The sequence below is a fragment of the Paraburkholderia phenoliruptrix genome (genome assembly GCF_047325075.1).
GTDB classification, from domain to species: Bacteria; Pseudomonadota; Gammaproteobacteria; order Burkholderiales; family Burkholderiaceae; genus Paraburkholderia; species Paraburkholderia phenoliruptrix.
Window position 1 is genome coordinate 3,261,392 of the sequence record NZ_CP168531.1, and the last position, 16,837, is coordinate 3,278,228.

The following is a 16,837-nucleotide window of genomic DNA, read 5'->3' on the forward strand; positions in this document are numbered from 1 at the left end:
CAACATGGCTCAAACGAACGTTTACGACAAGCTCAAGGAACTGGGCATCGAACTGCCGACCGCCGGCGCGCCGGCAGCCGCTTACGTGATGAGCGCGCAAAGCGGCAATACGGTGTACCTGTCCGGCCACATCGCGAAGAAAGACGGTAAGGTGTGGGCCGGCAAGCTCGGCGCCGATCTGAACACCGAGGAAGGCAAGCTTGCCGCGCGTTCCATCGCGGTGGACCTGCTCGCCACACTGCACGCGCATGTCGGCGACCTGAACCGCGTGAAGCGCATCGTCAAGCTGATGAGCCTCGTGAACTCCACGCTCGACTTCACCGAGCAGCATCTGGTCACGAACGGCGCGTCCGAACTGATCGCCGACGTGTTCGGCGAGCGCGGCAAGCATGCGCGCTCGGCATTCGGCGTCGCGCAGATTCCGCTTGGCGCATGCGTCGAGATCGAGATGATCGCCGAAGTCGAATAAGCTGGCGCCGGGCAGACCCACCCGGTTTGACGACAGCCCGGCCCGGCTCGACCGGGCGCCAGACAGAACGCGTCGCGAGGTGCAGGCACCCGCGGCGCGTTTTGCATTTGTGGCGAGGTGGATCGTTCCGGCGGCACCGGATAGAATCCGCGAACCATACCAACCGCAGGAATCGCCGGACCGCGCCCGATGCCCGCCAACACCGTTCGTTTCAAACAGGTCGACGTCTTCACGTCGGTGCCGTTCAAAGGCAATCCGCTCGCCGTCGTGTTCGACGCCGACGCGCTCAGCGCCGATCAGATGCAGGCCATCGCGCACTGGACCAATCTGTCCGAAACAACTTTCCTGTTGCAGCCGACCGACCCGGCCGCCGACTATCGCGTGCGCATCTTCACGACCCACGGCGAACTGCCGTTTGCGGGTCACCCGACGCTCGGCAGCGCGCATGCGCTCCTCGAAAGCGGTTATCAGCCGAAGCAGCCGGGCAAGCTCGTCCAGCAATGCGGCGTGGGGCTCGTGCAATTGGAGCAATGCGCCGCCGGTGAGCCGGACGACGGACTCGACGCGTGGGCCTTTGCCGCGCCGCCCGCGCGCATCGCACCTTTGTCAGAACGACAATTCCCTGCACTTTCTACGGCTTTGCGTAGCGACGCGATCGACTTCAGCGCCCTGCCCTGTGCCGTCGACAACGGCGCGCCGTGGCTCGTCGTGCGAATGAATTCCGCGCGCGATTGCCTCGCGCTCGAACCCGATGCGGCGGCGCTCGCGCAGATCGTGCAGGCGGTCGGCGCGCACGGCGTTGCCGCGTATGGTCCACACGAGGCGGGCGGCCCCGCCACGTTCGAAGTGCGCTGCCTGATGATGGGCGGCGCGTTCGGCGTCGGCGAAGACCCGGTGACGGGCAGCGCGAACGCGGCGCTGGCGGGCTTGCTGAGCGCGCAGAATCTGCGGCCCGGCGCGAGCTATACGGCACGCCAGGGTACCGCGCTTGGGCGGGCCGGCCAGGTCTTCGTTCGCTATGACGACGCAAACGGCAAGACATGGATCGGCGGGTCGTCGGTGACGGTCGTCGACGGTACGTTCCGGATGCCGTGACCGGCCCGTCGTTTGCTTGCTCGATTCGTAGCCTGCCGAAGCAATAGCAAAGCCGTGACGATAAACAGCACGCGACTTGCCTCATTTAGCCACGCTTAACCACGTTTAGCCACAAAACGCCGCTTGCCACGCTCGCGCGATGCAACTTGCATAACGAATCCTGCCTGACGAAGGCCACGCACGCATAAGCCGCCATGCCGGAACGCCGAATTTCGATGGACCATCCGAACCTCACGACCGCCCGCGCGCGATCGCCTGCATGCGCCGGTTCGCCGCCTGACAGTGCATGCGCCGGAGTTTGCGGCGAACTTCGCGGCACACCTGCGCACGGAGCGTCAAAAAGCCCTGAAAACAGGCTGCAAAACAGTGTGCGGAAGCCCGCAGACAGCGCCCGTGTATACCCGATGCCCGGACCCTTCCTTAATCTAGTGGCATTAAGTAATATCGAAACGTACCCGACCCAGTGCGAACGATCAGGCGCCCGGCCACGCCCCTTCTTCTTGCGCAGCAGTTCCGGCAACTCCATGCAGCCACCCATGAAAACAGCGCAGTCGACGCTCGCGTGTTCGCAACCGGCCGGCAGCTGGGTACGGGCCGCCTGATGAGCAAACCCCGCTTCTCCGATCAGCGCGAAGCTCCAGGCCGCCGCGATCCCGCCGCGTCGCGACGGCGCGCGTTGCTCGCCATTCCCGCGCTCGGCGTGCTTGTGCTGATCCTGCTTTGGACGGTCATCTTCGCGCGTCTTTCGGTCGAAAAAGAGGCCACCTACCGCGAAGCCATGGCATCTGCCGCCATTCTCTCGGCGGCGCTCGAACAGCATACGATCAAGGCGATTCACCAGGTCGACCAGATCACCCGCTTCGTCAAATACGAGTTCGAAAAAACGCCGGGGCATTTCGACCTGTCCAGCACGGTCGAAAAAGGCGTCGTGCAAAGCGAGACGCTCGTGCAGGTGTCGTTGATCGACGAGCACGGCAAGCTGATCGCCAACACGGCCGAGCTCAATCCAAAGCACATCGATCTGTCGGACCGCGAGCACTTCAAGGTTCACGAGCACGAAAACGACGACCAGCTGTACATCAGCAAGCCGGTGCTCGGCCGCGTGTCGGGTCACTGGACGCTGCAGATGACGCGCCGTCTCAATCATCCGGACGGCTCGTTTGCAGGCGTCGTGGTGGTGTCCGAAGATCCGAGCTATTTCACGAGCGACTTCTACAACAACGCGGCAATCGGCCGCGAAGGCGTGATTGCCGTGATCTCGGACAACGGCACGGTGCTCGCGCGGCGCACGGGCAATGTCGTGAACGCAACGGGCACCTTTTCCGCAAGCGGCTCCTATCCGACGTCGGAGCACGTTTCGGGCACCTATGTCGATTCGATCGACAACGTCACGCGCATCGTCTCGTACCGGCATATCGACGGTTATCCGCTCGGCGTGCTCGTGGGTTTGTCGCAGGCGGAAGAATTCGCGGACTACAACCACACGCGCAACGTCTATCTGCTGATGGCGGGTTTCATCTCGCTCGCCATGCTGAGCTTCTTCGCGGTGGCGACCGGCCTGATCGGCAAGCTGCTCGGCCGCGAGCGCGAAATGACGCACCTCGTCGAATACGATCTGCTGACCGGCTTGCGCAATCGCTACGCCACTTTGCGCACGCTGCGTCAGGAAGTCGCGCAGCCGGCCAACCTGGGCCACCTCGCGATCCTGTTCATCGACCTCGACAACTTCAAGACGGTCAACGACACGCTCGGTCACAACGCCGGCGACATCGTGCTGCAAATGACGGCCTCGCGGCTCGCCACCGCGGTGGCGGAAGGTGGCACGCTGAGCCGCATCGGCGGCGACGAGTTCGTGGTCGTCATCAAGGGCGACGACGTCGAGAAGCGCGCGGTGGCGCTCGCCGAGGCCGCCGCGGAAGCCTTCTCGAAACCGTTCGAAGTGCGCGGCAGTTCGTTCGTGCTGCATGCGAGCATCGGCATTGCGCTTTACTCGGTCGCCAACGAAAGCGAAATCGACCTGCTGAAAAAGGCCGACCTCGCCATGTACAGCGCGAAAGACGCGGGCAAGAACTGCTACCAGTTCTATTCGCCGCAACTGTCGCATCGCGCGGACCATCTGATGAAGTGGGAGCAGCAGCTGCGTGTCGCGCTCGCCGAAGGGCAGCTCTTTCTCGCCTATCAGCCGAAGATCGACCTGACGCGCCGCTGCATTACCGGCTTCGAGGCGCTGGTGCGCTGGAATCATCCGCAGCACGGTCTGATTCCGGCCAACGAATTCATTCCGGTTGCGGAGTCGACGGGGCTCATCGTGCCGATCGGCGACTTCGTGATCGAGACCGCGTGCCGCCAACTCGCGCTGTGGCAGCAGCAAGGCTACGACACGTTGTCGCTTGCGGTGAACATTTCGGCCGTGCAGTTCTGGCGCGGCGATCTGTACGAAACGGTGTCGCACGCCATCGAGGAAAGCGGCATTTCCGCGCGCCGCCTGGAACTCGAAATCACCGAAACGGCGATGATGGAGTATCCGGAACTCGTCTCCGAAAAGATCTTCGCGCTCAAGCGCCTCGGCGTGCGGATCGCGCTCGACGACTTCGGCACCGGTTATTCGTCGCTGTCGTATCTCAACCGGTTCTCGGTCGACACGCTGAAGGTGGACCGCTCCTTCGTCCAGGCCATTCCGGGCGACCGCAGCGTCTGCGTGATGGTAACCGCGATTGTCAATCTGGCGCGCTCGCTCGGGCTCACGGTGGTGGTCGAAGGAACGGAGACGGAAGAGCAGATTGCGTGGCTCGCCGCGCTCGGCCACATCGAGGCGCAGGGTTTTCTCTTTTCGCGCCCGGTTCCCGTCGACGCGATTCCGGCGCTGCTCGAACGTTTCGGCGTGTGCGGCATGAACGGCCGGCGCCCGATCCAGGAAGCCAACAGCACGAGCACCAGCACGAACGGTTAGACAGTGCACGCCCGACGCGCCGGCTGTGGGCTTCGCCCCAACGCTGCGGCGCCGGCCCTTCGTGCCTCCATACCGCCGCCGCCTAAAACCGGCTACATTCTCGCTGTATTGCGTTCTCGCGCGACGCCGTCGGACCGGACGGCCGCGCGCAACATCACAGGATCCACAGGACGGGCGCGCGCACACCGCGCGCCCGTGGCGCCATGCAGACGATAACAAGCCACGATGCTGCAAGACGAGGGGAGCGGGAACCGCTATGGACGCTGTTCAAGGTCGTGTTCGGCCTGTCGGCATTGTCCTGGGGCGGCCTCGCGCTAATGGCGCAGCTCGAAAATCACTACGTCGAGCGCGAGGAGCGGCTGTCGCGCGTCGCGTTTTCCGATCTCATAGCGCTCGCGTGGATGGTGCCTGGACCGGTGGGCTGCAACGTCGCCGTGCAACTCGGACACGCGCTGCGCGGACGCGCCGGCGCATGGGTCGCGGGCATGGCGAGCGTGCTGCCCTTCTTCATGCTGATGACGCTCTTCGCGATCTTCTACCGGACGCCGCTCGTGCGCGCCGCCGCGTCGCAAACCTTGCTGAACCACTTCAGCGTGGTGCTCGCCACGTTGATCGGCATCACCTGGTATAAGCAGACGCGCGCGCTCGTGCGCGGCAAGCTCGAATGGACCGCGGCGGTGGTCGGCTGCTTCGCGCTTTTCTTTGCGCACAGCCCCGCCGCTTATGTGCTGATGCTGAGCGCGGCCTTCGGCACCGGCTGGGCGATCAGTCCGGTGCGCAGCACGCGCTTCGCGGTGTCGTTTGCGCGCGGCGACTGGCAGATACTCGGCATGCTGTGCGCGTTCGTGCTGTTGTTCGCGCTGCCGCTGCCGCATCGCTTCGATCTTGCGCTGCTGTGGCCGCGGCTCGCGGGCGCGGGCATGACACTCTTCGGCGGCGGCTTTTCCGCCTTGCCGGTGCTCAAGACCTTGTTCGTCACGCCGACGATCGGCATCTCGGAGAACGACTTCACGCTGGCTTTTTCGTTGTCGCCGATCTCGCCGGGACCGCTGCTGAATGTGGTGCCGTTCTTCGGCTATCTCGTCGACGGCTGGGCGGGCGCGGTCTTCGCCACGCTCGCGCTGTTCGTGCCGTCGGGCTGCCTCGTCGTGCTTGCGCAGCGGCATCTGCATCAGTTGAAGATGAACCCGCGCTTCGAACACGGCATGCGGATTCTGCGCGCGGTCACGACTGCCTTTCTCGCGGTCGCCGTGCTGCGTATCGCCGGACGCGTGCCGCTGCAGCCGGTCTATCTGCTCACCGCGTTCTTTTCAGCGATAGGCTTCGGCAAGCTCAAACTGCCGGTCTACGCGGTGTACGGCACGGTGGCGGTGGTGTGCGGGCTGTGGCTTGCGTATGGGGCGTGGGGCTAGCGTCGCGGGTGAGCGACGCTTTGGCGAGCGATGCGCTCTTCGGCAGCGCTTGATCGGATCATGCGCTGGCTGGCAACGCTCCGGCGGCTCACGCGATGCGCGGCACCGCCGCAGTCGCTTGACGCGCGCCGTCAGAATCCGCGCGACAGCACGGCGACGCCCACCGTCACCACGCCCAACACGATGTTGACCAGCACGAGGCGCCGGATCGTGCCGACCGCCTGCGCGCCGTCAGGCCATTTCTGCGCTTGCACGGCGCGGCGAATACGTGGAAACACGGCAAAACGGATATGCCCAAAAATCAGCATCATAACGATGCCGAGACCGGCCATGGCATGCAACGGCCAGGTGGCGTGACCGCCTCCGAACCGCATGAGCAGGAAGCCGCCGGTCAGCAGAATGACGAGCACCGAAGCCGCGACCCAATTGAAGAAACGGCCGAACACCGATTCCCACAAAGGCAGACGCAATTGCGGCGAGAGATCGGCCATTGCGGGGCGCAAGCAGAAATGCGCGAAGACCATCCCGCCCATCCACACCGCGACTGCGAGCAGATGTAGAAAGAGCGCGAGTTCGATAGCCTTGTTCATGTTGTGTTTTCCTCTCCGACGATGCCGCGCCGCCTACGCCAACGCTTGACGAGCGGCTATTGAGCGCGTTCGACCGCACGCCCTGTGTGCAGTTCCAGAACGCTCATGGCTTCTGTCGTTTTTCTTGTTGTTATTGCAGCGCGCCGGCTGTCTCGACGAAGTGCCGTCACCTGGCACTTTCACGCGACACCATGACGCTGCCCCCGGATTTGCCGCATCTTGCCACGCCTGCGACTACTGTTACTGCCATTACTGCGCACGGCCAGCGCCTCGCATGCTAGCAGACGCCGGCCGTTTTCAACGTCAATCTTTGTCAGCCGGCGAGCGCTGGACGCATGCCTTCGAGCTTCAACTTGCTCTCCGGCGCACGGCCCTTGCGCGCCCGCTTGCTCACGTGCGCGGCGAGCGCGGCGCCGCTCAGCTTTTCCTCGTCCAGCCTGCCGCCGCGACGCGCGCCGATCAGCATGACACCCGCCCCGTTGATGGCGAGCGCCTGCACCAGCGTTTCCTTGTCGTCGAGCGCCATCAGCGTGACGCCGCGTCCGCCGCCCGACAGCGTCTTCATTTCGTCGATGCCGAACACGAGCAGGCGCCCCGTGGACGACAGACACGCCACCTGGCTCGCGTCCGGCAGCATCGGCATGGGCGCGAGCGGCGCGGCGCCCGCGTCGATCGTCATGAACGATTTGCCCGCTTTCACGCGGCTCACCATGTCGCCGACCTTCGCGATGAAGCCAAAGCCGTTGCTCGACGCGAGCAGCAGGGCCTGGTCCGCAGCAGCCGCGTAGTAGTGCATCAGATGGCTGCCCGACTCCAGTTCGATCAGCGATGTGACCGGCACGCCGTCGCCGCGACCGCCCGGCAGCGACGCCACCGCGACCGAATAGACACGCCCGTTGCTGCCCCACGCGATAAGCGTATCCGGCGTGCGGCACTGGAACGCGGCGTACAGACCGTCGCCGGCCTTGAACGTGAAGCCGGCCGTGTCCAGACCGTGGCCCTTCAGCGCGCGCACCCAGCCCTTTTGCGAGACCACGACCGTGACCGGCTCGTCGATCACGCGCGCCTCATACGTGGCGCGCTTTTCCTGCTGGATGAGCGTGCGGCGCTCGTCGCCGTATTGCTTGGCGTCGGCTTCGATTTCCTTGATGAGCAGACGCTTCATCGCGGATTCGCTCGCGAGCAGTTCCTCGAGCTTCGCCTTCTCGTCGCGCAGATCCGCGAGTTCCTTCTCGATCTTGATCTTTTCGAGCCGCGCCAACTGCCGCAGCCGGATTTCGAGGATGTCGTCGGCCTGCCGGTCCGACAGCCCGAACGCGGCCATCAGCGAGACTTTCGGTTCGTCGGACTCGCGAATGATGCGGATCACCTCGTCGATGTTCAGATAGACGATCATCCGGCCTTCGAGGATGTGGATCCGGTCGTCCACCTTCGTCAACCGGTGACGCGTGCGGCGCGTGACCGTGGCGAAGCGGAACGCGATCCACTCGTGCAGGATTTCGCTCAAGCCCTTCTGGCGCGGCCGGCCGTCGCCGCCCACCATCACCAGATTCAGCGATGCGTTCGACTCCAGACTCGTATGCGCAAGCAGCGTGTTGACGAACTCCGTCTGATCGATGCGGCTCGACTTCGGCTCGAACACGAGGCGCACCGGCGCGTCCTTGCCGGACTCGTCGCGCACCGCGTCGAGCAGGCTCAGCATGGTTTGCTTTGCCTGCAACTGCTCGGGCGTGAGCGCCTTCTTGCCGAGCTTGATCTTCGGGTTGGTCTGCTCCTCGATCTCTTCGAGCACCTTCTGGGCCGCCGTATTCGGCGGCAATTCGGTGATCACCAGTTGCCACTGACCGCGCGCGAGGTCCTCGATCTTCCAGCGGGCGCGCACCTTCAGGCTGCCGCGGCCGCTCTCATACGCCGCCGCGATTTCCGCTTCGCTCGAAATGATCTGGCCGCCGCCGGGGAAGTCGGGCCCCGGCATGTGCTGCATCAGGTCCGCATGCGCGATCTTCGGATTGCGGATCATCGCAACCGTAGCCGCCGCGACTTCGCGCAGATTGTGCGACGGAATCTCCGTGGCGAGGCCCACGGCGATGCCCGACGCGCCGTTGAGCAGCAGGAACGGCAGACGCGCGGGCAGTTGGCGCGGCTCCTGTTCGACGCCGTCGTAGTTCGGCATGAAATCGACCGTGCCCTGATCGATTTCGTCGAGCAGCAGCTTCGAGATCGGCGTGAGGCGCGCTTCGGTGTATCGCATGGCCGCGGCGCCGTCGCCGTCGCGCGAGCCGAAATTGCCCTGCCCGTCGATGAGCGGATAGCGCATCGCAAAGTCTTGCGCGAGACGCACGAGCGCGTCGTACGCCGACTGATCGCCGTGCGGATGATACTTACCGATCACGTCGCCCACCACGCGCGCCGATTTGACCGGCTTCGCGTTGTCGCTGAGGCCCAGCTCGTTCATGGCGTAGAGGATGCGCCGCTGCACAGGCTTCTGCCCGTCGCAGACGTCGGGCAGCGCGCGCCCCTTCACCACGCTGACTGCGTACTGAAGATAGGCGCCTTCCGCGTAATTGCCGAGCGTGAGGAAGTCGCCTTCGGGCGGCGGCGGCTCGGTGAAAAGGTCGAGAGTGTTATCGTCGTCCATCTGGAATCCGTATCGTGTTTGGCGTGAAGTGTCGTGCGGGAGCGCTTATGCCGCTCAAATGTCCGCTTCGACCTCGTTGCCCTTTTCTTCGAGCCAGCTGCGCCGCGACGCCGCTTCGCCCTTGCCCATCAGCATGGTCATGCGCGCGACCGTGGTGTCGTAGTCGAGCTCGCCGAGCGCGACAGGCGTGAGACGCCGCGTATCCGGGTTCATCGTCGTATCCCAGAGTTGCTCGGCGCTCATTTCGCCTAGGCCTTTAAACCGGCTGATCGACCATTGCGTCTCTCGCACGCCGTCCTTGCGCAGCTTGTCGAGGATCGCTTCGAGTTCGCCTTCGTCGAGCGCATATAGCTTCTGCGCCGGCTTCTTGCCGCGCGCGGGGGCGTCGACGCGAAAGAGCGGCGGACGCGCGACGCACACGTGACCGCGCTCGATCAACTGCGGGAAGTGCTTGAAGAACAGGGTGAGCAGCAGCACCTGAATGTGCGAGCCGTCCACGTCCGCGTCCGACAGAATGCAGATCTTGCCGTAGCGCAGGTTGGAAAGATCCACCTTGTCGTCGGGACTATGCGGATCGACGCCGATCGCCACCGAAATGTCGTGCACCTCGTTATTGGCAAAGAGACGGTCGCGCTCGGTTTCCCACGTGTTCAGCACCTTGCCCCGCAGCGGCAGAATGGCCTGATATTCCTTGTCGCGGCCCATTTTCGCGGAGCCGCCCGCCGAATCGCCCTCGACGAGGAACAACTCGTTGCGCCCGATATCCGTCGATTCGCAATCGGTCAGCTTGCCCGGCAGCACCGCGACGCCCGAGCTCTTGCGCTTCTCGACCTTCTGGCCGGCGCGTGTGCGCGCCTGCGCCTGCTTGATGACGAGGTCCGCGAGCTTCTTGCCGTGCTCGACGTGCTGGTTGAGCCACAGCTCGAGCGCCGGCCGCGCGAACGAAGCGACCAGTTTGACTGCGTCGCGGCTATTCAGGCGCTCCTTGATCTGCCCTTGAAACTGCGGGTCCAACACCTTCGCCGACAGCACGAACGACACGCGCGCGAACACGTCTTCCGCGAGCAGCTTCACGCCCTTCGGCTGCAGGTTGTGCAGTTCGACAAAGCTCTTCACCGCCTGATAAAGCCCTTCGCGCAAGCCTGATTCGTGCGTGCCGCCCGCGGGCGTCGGAATCAGATTGACGTACGACTCGCGCGTGAGCGGACCTTCCTCGCTCCACGCGACGACCCACGCCGCGCCCTCGCCTTCCGCGAACGTCTCTTCGCTCGCGCGCGAGTTTTCGGCGTAACGCTCGCCTTCGAACAGCGGAATCAGCAGGTCGCTGCCGTTCATGCCCTCGAGCAGGTAACCGCGCAAGCCGTCTTCATATTTCCAGCGTTGCTGTTCGCCGGTCTTTTCGTTGACGAGCGTGACTTCCACGCCCGGCAGCAGCACCGCTTTCGAGCGCAGCAGACGTTGCAGTTCACCGAGCGGCAGATTCGGCGAATCGAAGTACTTCGGATCCGCCCACGCGGTCACGCGTGTGCCGGATTTCTTTTCGCCTTTCGCCGCGGCGCGGACTTCGAGCGGCTTCGCCACGTCGCCGTGCGCAAAACTCAGCGCGGCAACCTTGCCGTCGCGCCACACGGTGACGTCGAGGCGCGTGGAGAGCGCATTGGTGACCGACACGCCGACGCCGTGCAAACCGCCGGAGAACGTGTACGCGCCGCCGGCGGCCTTGTCGAATTTGCCGCCCGCGTGCAGGCGCGTGAAGACGATTTCGACAACCGGCACGCCTTCTTCCGGATGCAGGCCGAAGGGAATGCCGCGGCCGTCGTCTTCGACCGACACCGAATGATCCGCGTGCAGCGTGACCGTGATTTGCCGGCCGTAGCCGCCGAGGGCTTCGTCCGACGCGTTGTCGATAACTTCCTGAATGATGTGCAGCGGATTCTCGGTGCGGGTATACATGCCGGGCCGTTGCTTGACCGGCTCGAGACCCTTCAACACCTTGATCGACGCTTCGCTATACGCGGCGTTTGGCTTTTTCGTAGACATGGTTGACTCGGGTGCGTCGGTTCATCGTTGTCCACAGGTCCTGTTCATAAGTCCGTGGACAATGCGTTGACTTTTCAAAAAAAGCGAAACGAAACAATGTGGTTAGGTGGGGTGCCCGCGGGGCGGGCAGGCTGTTTTACTGCTCGGCTTCCGGTTGTTAGCCGCTCGATCGTCACGCGATTGTCACGCGATGTCACGCGATTGCAGTGCGATGGCCGCGCCGGCTTTCGTGCGCATTGTCAGGTTCGGCGCGACATTGCGGCCCGGCTGCCGGCCCGCTACCGCCCCCTGACGAGGCAGCGGCGCGGCCGGTGAAAATGCCGGGAAGCCCTTTTCGCGGGGTATTTTACTGATTTCGAACCTGGCGGCAATTGACAGCGCACGCGATTGGCCGTCCGGACAAGGCTTCGCGCTTGCGCGAGCGGGCGCGCCGGCGGCGCAGCACGCCCGCGTTCGTCGGGTCATTGGCGGCGGTTTTCGAGTTCGTCCCAGCGTTCGAGCGCGAGCAGCAGTTCCTCGTCGATCGCGGCATAGCGTTCGGAAAGACGTGCGCCTTCCTGCGGGTCCTTCGCGAATATGGAGCCTTCTTCGAGCTGCGCGCCGATGGCTTTCTGCTCCGCCTCAAGCGCGGCGATTTTTTCCGGCAACGCCTCGAGTTCACGCTGTTCCTTGAAGGAGAGCTTCGCGGCGCGCTGCGGATTGCGGGCGGATGGCGTGTCTTTGGCCGGTGTGTCTTTAGTGGCGTCTTTAGTGGCGTCCTTCGTTGCTTCTTTGGCCGCGTCCTTGTTTGCGTCTTTCTGCGCTTCCTGCGCCAGCTGTTGCGAGCGCTCGCTTTGCACCTGCCAGTCGGTGAAGCCGCCGACATACTCGCGCCATTTGCCCCCGCCTTCGGACGCGATCACCGACGTCGCCACGTTATCCAGAAACGCGCGGTCGTGGCTCACGAGCAGCACGGTGCCGTCGTAGTCGGTGAGCAGTTCCTCGAGCAGTTCCAGCGTGGGAATGTCGAGGTCGTTGGTCGGTTCGTCGAGCACCAGCACGTTGGCCGGCCGCGCGAAAAGGCGCGCCAGCAGCAGACGGTTGCGCTCCCCGCCCGACAGCGACTTGACCGGCGAACGCGCGCGCTCCGGCGCGAACAGGAAGTCGCCGAGATAGCTCATGACGTGCTTTCTCTGCCCGTTGACCTCGACCCACTCGCTGCCGGGGCTGATCGTGTCGGCGAGACTTTTTTCCAGGTCCAGTTGCGCGCGCATCTGGTCGAAATACGCGACCTGCAGATTGGTGCCGACGCGCACCGTGCCTTCGTCGGGCTTCAGTTCGCCGAGGAGGATTTTCAGCAGCGTGGTCTTGCCCGCGCCGTTCGGGCCGACAAAACCGATCTTGTCGCCGCGCATCACCGTCGCGGTAAACCGGTCGATCACCGTGCGCGAGCCGTAGCGCTTCGTGACGTCTGTCAATTCCGCGACGATCTTGCCCGACTTCTCGCCCTGACCGACGTCCAGCTTGACGTTGCCCTGCACGTTGCGGCGCTCGGCGCGCTGCTTGCGCATTTCCACGAGCCGCGCAATCCGGCCGACGCTGCGCGTGCGGCGCGCCTCGACGCCCTTGCGGATCCACACTTCTTCCTGGGCAAGCAGCTTGTCGGCCTTCTCGTTTTCGACGCGCTCGATCTCCAGTTGCTGCGCCTTGCGCGTCTGATAAGCCGAAAAGTTGCCCGGATAGGACAACAGACGCCCGCGATCCAGCTCGACGATGCGGGTGGCGACACGGTCGAGAAACGCGCGGTCGTGCGTGATGAACAGGAGTGCCGCGCGCTGCGACACGAGCAGTTCTTCGAGCCAGCGGATGCCATCGAAATCGAGGTGATTGGTCGGTTCGTCGAGCAGCAGCACGTCGGGCTGCACGACGAGCGCGCGGGCGAGCGCCACGCGCTTTTGCATGCCGCCCGAGAGCGAACCCACGCGCGCCTCGCCATTCAGGCCGATCTGCTGCAGCGTGGTGGCGACACGCGTGCTCCAGCTCCAGGCGTTGGCCGCGTCCAGCGACGACTGCAGCGTGTTCATGCGCGCCATCAATGCGTCGTGCTGCGCGCCTTCGGGCTCGTCCGCGAGCTGGTTGGCGACCACGTCGTATTCGTCGAGCAGCGCGCGGGCGTGCGTGAGGCCGGCCGCGACGGCATCGAACACGGTGTCGTCCGCATCGAACTCGGGTTCCTGCGGCACGTACACCGTGGTCAGATTCTGCTGACGCGTGACGAGGCCGTCGTCGGGCCTGGCAAGATCAGCGACGATTTTCAGCAGCGACGACTTGCCGGCGCCATTGCGGCCGATCAGCCCGACCCGCTCGCCCGCTTCGAGAGAAAAGTCGGCGTGATCGAGCAACGCGACGTGACCGAACGCCAGCTGGGCTTCGGTAATGGTGTAAAGCGACATGGGAAATTGGCGAAGACAGCGATGACTCGGAACTGCTCATTGTACCGGGCGCACGGGCCGCTGCCTGCATGCCTGAAGATATAGGACGAACGGCCGCGCTCGCGATGGCCGGCGCAGAGGGCCGTAAGAAACATGCTGCGGGCCGGTCGCGACGGGCGCGGGCATTGAGGGCGCCGCCGGTGGCCGCTGGTCGCGGCGGGGCAGCTGTCGGTCGCCGCCAGTGGGCCGCCGGGGCTCTTCGGGAACTCGCGGCCGGGCAGCTCTCGGGAACTGCGGGCGCCGCCGGGGCGCTATGGGTCAGCGCCCGGCAAACCATGAGCCGACCTGCGCTTACTTCACATGCACGGTAATCGTCTTGCTTAGTTCGGGACCATAGGAGCGGTGTGCGCCGTCGCCGAATTGCAGCGTCAGCGTATGGTCGCCGGGCGGCAGCGTCAGATCGGTTTCCGTCTGGCCCTTGCCGAAGTGCAGCGATTTATCGTTGGCAGGAATCACCTCGCCTTTCGCGAGCGGCTTGCCGTCCACCAGCAGATGATGATGGCCCGTGCCGTCCGTCGTCGTGCCGGCCGGGGCGACTTTCATGCCGTCGAGAGCAAAGACCACGTGGACAGGGTTGCTGACGGTCGCGCCGTCTGTCGGCTGCACGAAGGACACGCTTGCCGCCTGCGCCGCACCGGACGCCGTCAGTAATCCGGCCAGCGCCGCGCCGCTCAATTTGCCGCTGAACCCGCCGCTGAACCATTTCGTTTTGAACATCGTCTTCTCCTGGTTAGAAACACGAGCCGTACACGAGCCAAACTCGATCGAGACATGCGCGAGCCACACCAACGCAAAGCCGCCGTGAGTCAGCAGAATACACGCAGTGCATGACACAGCCGGAGCTTCGCGCCTCGACGAGCATCAAACCGGATCGCCGATGCATTTGGCAAATTCCGGTAATATTGCGGGTCGCCGCCGCGCCCCAAAAAGGGGCAGACCGAGCGGATCATTGCATTGAAGAGAGAAGACTGCGTCGTGAGCGAAGTAATGGATGTGACTGACTACAAGAGCTGGGTTTGCCTGATCTGCGGCTGGATCTACAACGAAGAGGAAGGCCTGCCCGACGAAGGCATTGCGCCCGGCACCCGCTTTGCCGCGATTCCCGACGACTGGCGCTGCCCGCTGTGCGACGTCGGCAAGGCCGAGTTCGCGGTGGTCGAATTCTGAGCGTGCTGTCGCTGCGCGGTTCGGGACACCGCACCGTTTAGCCGAAGCGACGTCACGCGTGAGTAGTGTGCGCGGCCCAGCAGGTCATGCCTGCTGGGCCGCTTGCTTTTTGGGCGCGCAATCGTCGAATGGAGTCCTTGCGCATCGCCCTCGTTGTCCTTTGATGTTCGCCTAAAGACGCGCGTTTATCTTTCGCGTTTTCTCTTTCCCCGTCCTTTTCGTCCTCGCTCGTCCTCGCGCCGCGCACAGGCCTACGCCGGTCGGCACTTCGCCTGTGTGGCGCAGCCCTCACAGATGGCCGAAGGTTAGTCTTTCAGCGCACATCCGCACTCACGTCGCCTGCGTAAAACGTAGAGCCATGGCGACGCATCGGCGCGGATACCGGTCCGCAAGCGTCTCCATAAAAAACATAAACCAAGGGGGAAACAACATGTGGACGACATGGAGACACGGCATCTGCGTTGCGCTGATGCTGGCAGCAAGCACAGCGGCACACGCCGACATTGACTGCGGCGGTGGACGCGGCGGGTACCGCCTGCAGACATCGGACGGCTGGTTTCATACCGACAAGCTCGAGCACTTCGCGGTCTCGGCGCCGTTCGGCGCGCTTGGCGCGTATCTGACGCGGGACACGGCGCATCCCGTGATTTACGGCACGCTGATCGGGACGATTCCCGGGCTCATCAAGGAAGGGATCGACGGCACCTGTCGCAGCAGCGGGTTTTCCTACAAGGACCTGGCTGCGGACGTCGCCGGCGCGCTCACGGGCGCGCTGCTCGGCAACTGGGCGATCATGTATAGCCGCTCGGCGCGGGGGCAGACCGTGGGTGTTGCTTATTCGACGCGGTTTTGAGGCGACTGCGGCGCGAGCGGGGCCGAGCGGGAGCGTGGCGCCGTTTCCCACGTTTTTGCTATACTCTGGCCCTCGCTCGCGTCGCCGAATGCGCGAGCGGCTGCCGCGAGAGTCGAGCGCGGCGGTTCGAGATCAGGGGTCCGGTCCGCCCCGTTTATCGCTATCCGCTCCCTGTAGTTCAATGGATAGAACAAGTGCCTCCTAAGCGCTAGATGCAGGTTCGATTCCTGCCAGGGGGACCACCCGCTTCCACCGCGCCAACGCAATCTCGTCGTTGCGGCGCACGCTCCGGCAACTACCGCCCTACCCCCGCTCCCCCCGCATATCGTCCACCAGCGGCACAGCCGCCAGCGTCAGCAGGACAATTGCGAGCGGCACTGTCGACACAAAGCCCAGATGCTTGAATCCGACAGCGCCCGCCAGGCCGCCCGCGACAAACGAAAGCAGCAGCGATCCCAGCAGAAGCAGTTTCTCCCGGTCCGCCTGCACCGGTTCCTGACCAGCAGCCGGCCGCGCGTTCCAATAGACCATCTTGCCGAGTTCGATGCCCACATCCGTGACGAGGCCAGTCACATGCGTGGTGCGAATTTCCGCGCGCGAGATCTTCGTGATCATCGCGTTCTGCAGGCCCATGACGAAGCAAAGAATACAGACCGTCACCGGCACAAAGAGCACGCGATGCTGCTCGAGATTCGCCCCGACCAATCCGAAACAAAGCAGGAGCACCGCTTCGATGGCAAGCGGCGTGGCGTAGACGCTGCGCAGCTCCCGTCGGCGGCCCCAGTTGATCAGAATCGCCGATGCCGCCGCGCCCATCACGAACGAAAGCAGCGAACTCAGCCCCGCAAAGAAGAGGCTTACGTCGCCGAGCACCGCATTGTCCGCGAGCGACGACACGATGCCGGACATGTGCGACGTGTACTGCCCGACGGCGAGAAAACCGCCCGCGTTGGCCGCACCCGCCACGAATGCCAAAGACCGGCCGAGACGCCGATTGGTCGCGTCCGTCCGTTCGGGGGCCGTGAAGCCGCGCAAATAGTTGATGGGCATCGTAAAAACTCATTTCTCGTCGCGTGCGCCGGCCGGCCGGCGGGCGCTTCGTCGCGGAAAATCGTAGCACGGACGGCGCGCCCGGCCGCGCCGCGGCGCCGT

The 16,837-nt window shown here is 64.4% G+C and carries 12 protein-coding genes and 1 tRNA gene; 7 read left to right on the forward strand and 6 right to left on the reverse strand.

Annotation, left to right across the window (positions count from 1 at the left end):
- The first annotated feature begins 4 nt into the window (after positions 1 to 4).
- From ACEN8U_RS26480 to ACEN8U_RS26495, 4 genes are all read left to right on the forward strand, one after another.
- A complete protein-coding gene (locus ACEN8U_RS26480; RefSeq protein WP_015002093.1) occupies positions 5 to 469 on the forward strand; it encodes a RidA family protein in 465 nt (154 codons plus the stop codon).
- Between the two features lie 189 nt (positions 470 to 658).
- Positions 659 to 1,564 carry a PhzF family phenazine biosynthesis protein gene (locus ACEN8U_RS26485; RefSeq protein ID WP_310106067.1) on the forward strand — a complete coding sequence of 302 codons (906 nt, stop codon included), beginning with the start codon at positions 659 to 661 and terminating at the stop codon, positions 1,562 to 1,564.
- 601 nt (positions 1,565 to 2,165) lie between these two features.
- Positions 2,166 to 4,514 (forward strand): EAL domain-containing protein, encoded by a 2,349-nt coding sequence (locus tag ACEN8U_RS26490; protein ID WP_028360492.1) that lies wholly within the window; start codon positions 2,166 to 2,168, stop codon positions 4,512 to 4,514.
- Positions 4,515 to 4,717: 203 nt separating this feature from the next.
- Positions 4,718 to 5,926, forward strand: a complete 1,209-nt coding sequence (locus ACEN8U_RS26495) for a chromate transporter (RefSeq protein ID WP_310106065.1) — start codon at positions 4,718 to 4,720, stop codon at positions 5,924 to 5,926.
- A gap of 131 nt (positions 5,927 to 6,057) precedes the next feature.
- On the opposite strand, the gene ACEN8U_RS26500 is transcribed toward ACEN8U_RS26495, so the two are convergent.
- From ACEN8U_RS26500 to ACEN8U_RS26520, 5 genes are all read right to left on the reverse strand, one after another.
- On the reverse strand, positions 6,058 to 6,516 hold the full coding sequence (locus tag ACEN8U_RS26500) for a CopD family protein (protein ID WP_310106062.1): 459 nt from the start codon (positions 6,514 to 6,516) through the stop codon (positions 6,058 to 6,060).
- Between the two features lie 313 nt (positions 6,517 to 6,829).
- Entirely contained in the window at positions 6,830 to 9,154 is a 2,325-nt protein-coding gene (gene parC, locus ACEN8U_RS26505) for a DNA topoisomerase IV subunit A (protein ID WP_310106059.1), read from the reverse strand.
- 54 nt (positions 9,155 to 9,208) lie between these two features.
- Positions 9,209 to 11,194: a DNA topoisomerase IV subunit B gene (locus ACEN8U_RS26510; protein ID WP_310106056.1), complete on the reverse strand. Its 1,986-nt coding sequence runs from the start codon at positions 11,192 to 11,194 to the stop codon at positions 9,209 to 9,211.
- A gap of 461 nt (positions 11,195 to 11,655) precedes the next feature.
- Positions 11,656 to 13,626: an ATP-binding cassette domain-containing protein gene (locus ACEN8U_RS26515; protein ID WP_310106053.1), complete on the reverse strand. Its 1,971-nt coding sequence runs from the start codon at positions 13,624 to 13,626 to the stop codon at positions 11,656 to 11,658.
- A 330-nt stretch (positions 13,627 to 13,956) separates the two neighbouring features.
- A complete protein-coding gene (locus tag ACEN8U_RS26520) occupies positions 13,957 to 14,382 on the reverse strand; it encodes a DUF4399 domain-containing protein (protein ID WP_310106050.1) in 426 nt (141 codons plus the stop codon).
- A 270-nt stretch (positions 14,383 to 14,652) separates the two neighbouring features.
- Between ACEN8U_RS26520 and ACEN8U_RS26525 the strand changes: the two genes are divergently transcribed.
- The 3 genes from ACEN8U_RS26525 to ACEN8U_RS26535 all read left to right on the forward strand — a co-directional run bounded on the left by ACEN8U_RS26525 (position 14,653) and on the right by ACEN8U_RS26535 (position 15,927).
- Positions 14,653 to 14,832: a rubredoxin gene (locus ACEN8U_RS26525; RefSeq protein WP_013587620.1), complete on the forward strand. Its 180-nt coding sequence runs from the start codon at positions 14,653 to 14,655 to the stop codon at positions 14,830 to 14,832.
- A gap of 430 nt (positions 14,833 to 15,262) precedes the next feature.
- On the forward strand, positions 15,263 to 15,685 hold the full coding sequence (locus tag ACEN8U_RS26530; RefSeq protein WP_310106047.1) for a hypothetical protein: 423 nt from the start codon (positions 15,263 to 15,265) through the stop codon (positions 15,683 to 15,685).
- Between the two features lie 167 nt (positions 15,686 to 15,852).
- A tRNA-Arg gene (locus ACEN8U_RS26535) sits at positions 15,853 to 15,927 on the forward strand.
- Between the two features lie 61 nt (positions 15,928 to 15,988).
- Here the strand turns inward: ACEN8U_RS26535 and ACEN8U_RS26540 are convergent.
- A complete protein-coding gene (locus ACEN8U_RS26540; RefSeq protein WP_310106044.1) occupies positions 15,989 to 16,735 on the reverse strand; it encodes a YoaK family protein in 747 nt (248 codons plus the stop codon).
- Positions 16,736 to 16,837: the final 102 nt, after the last annotated feature.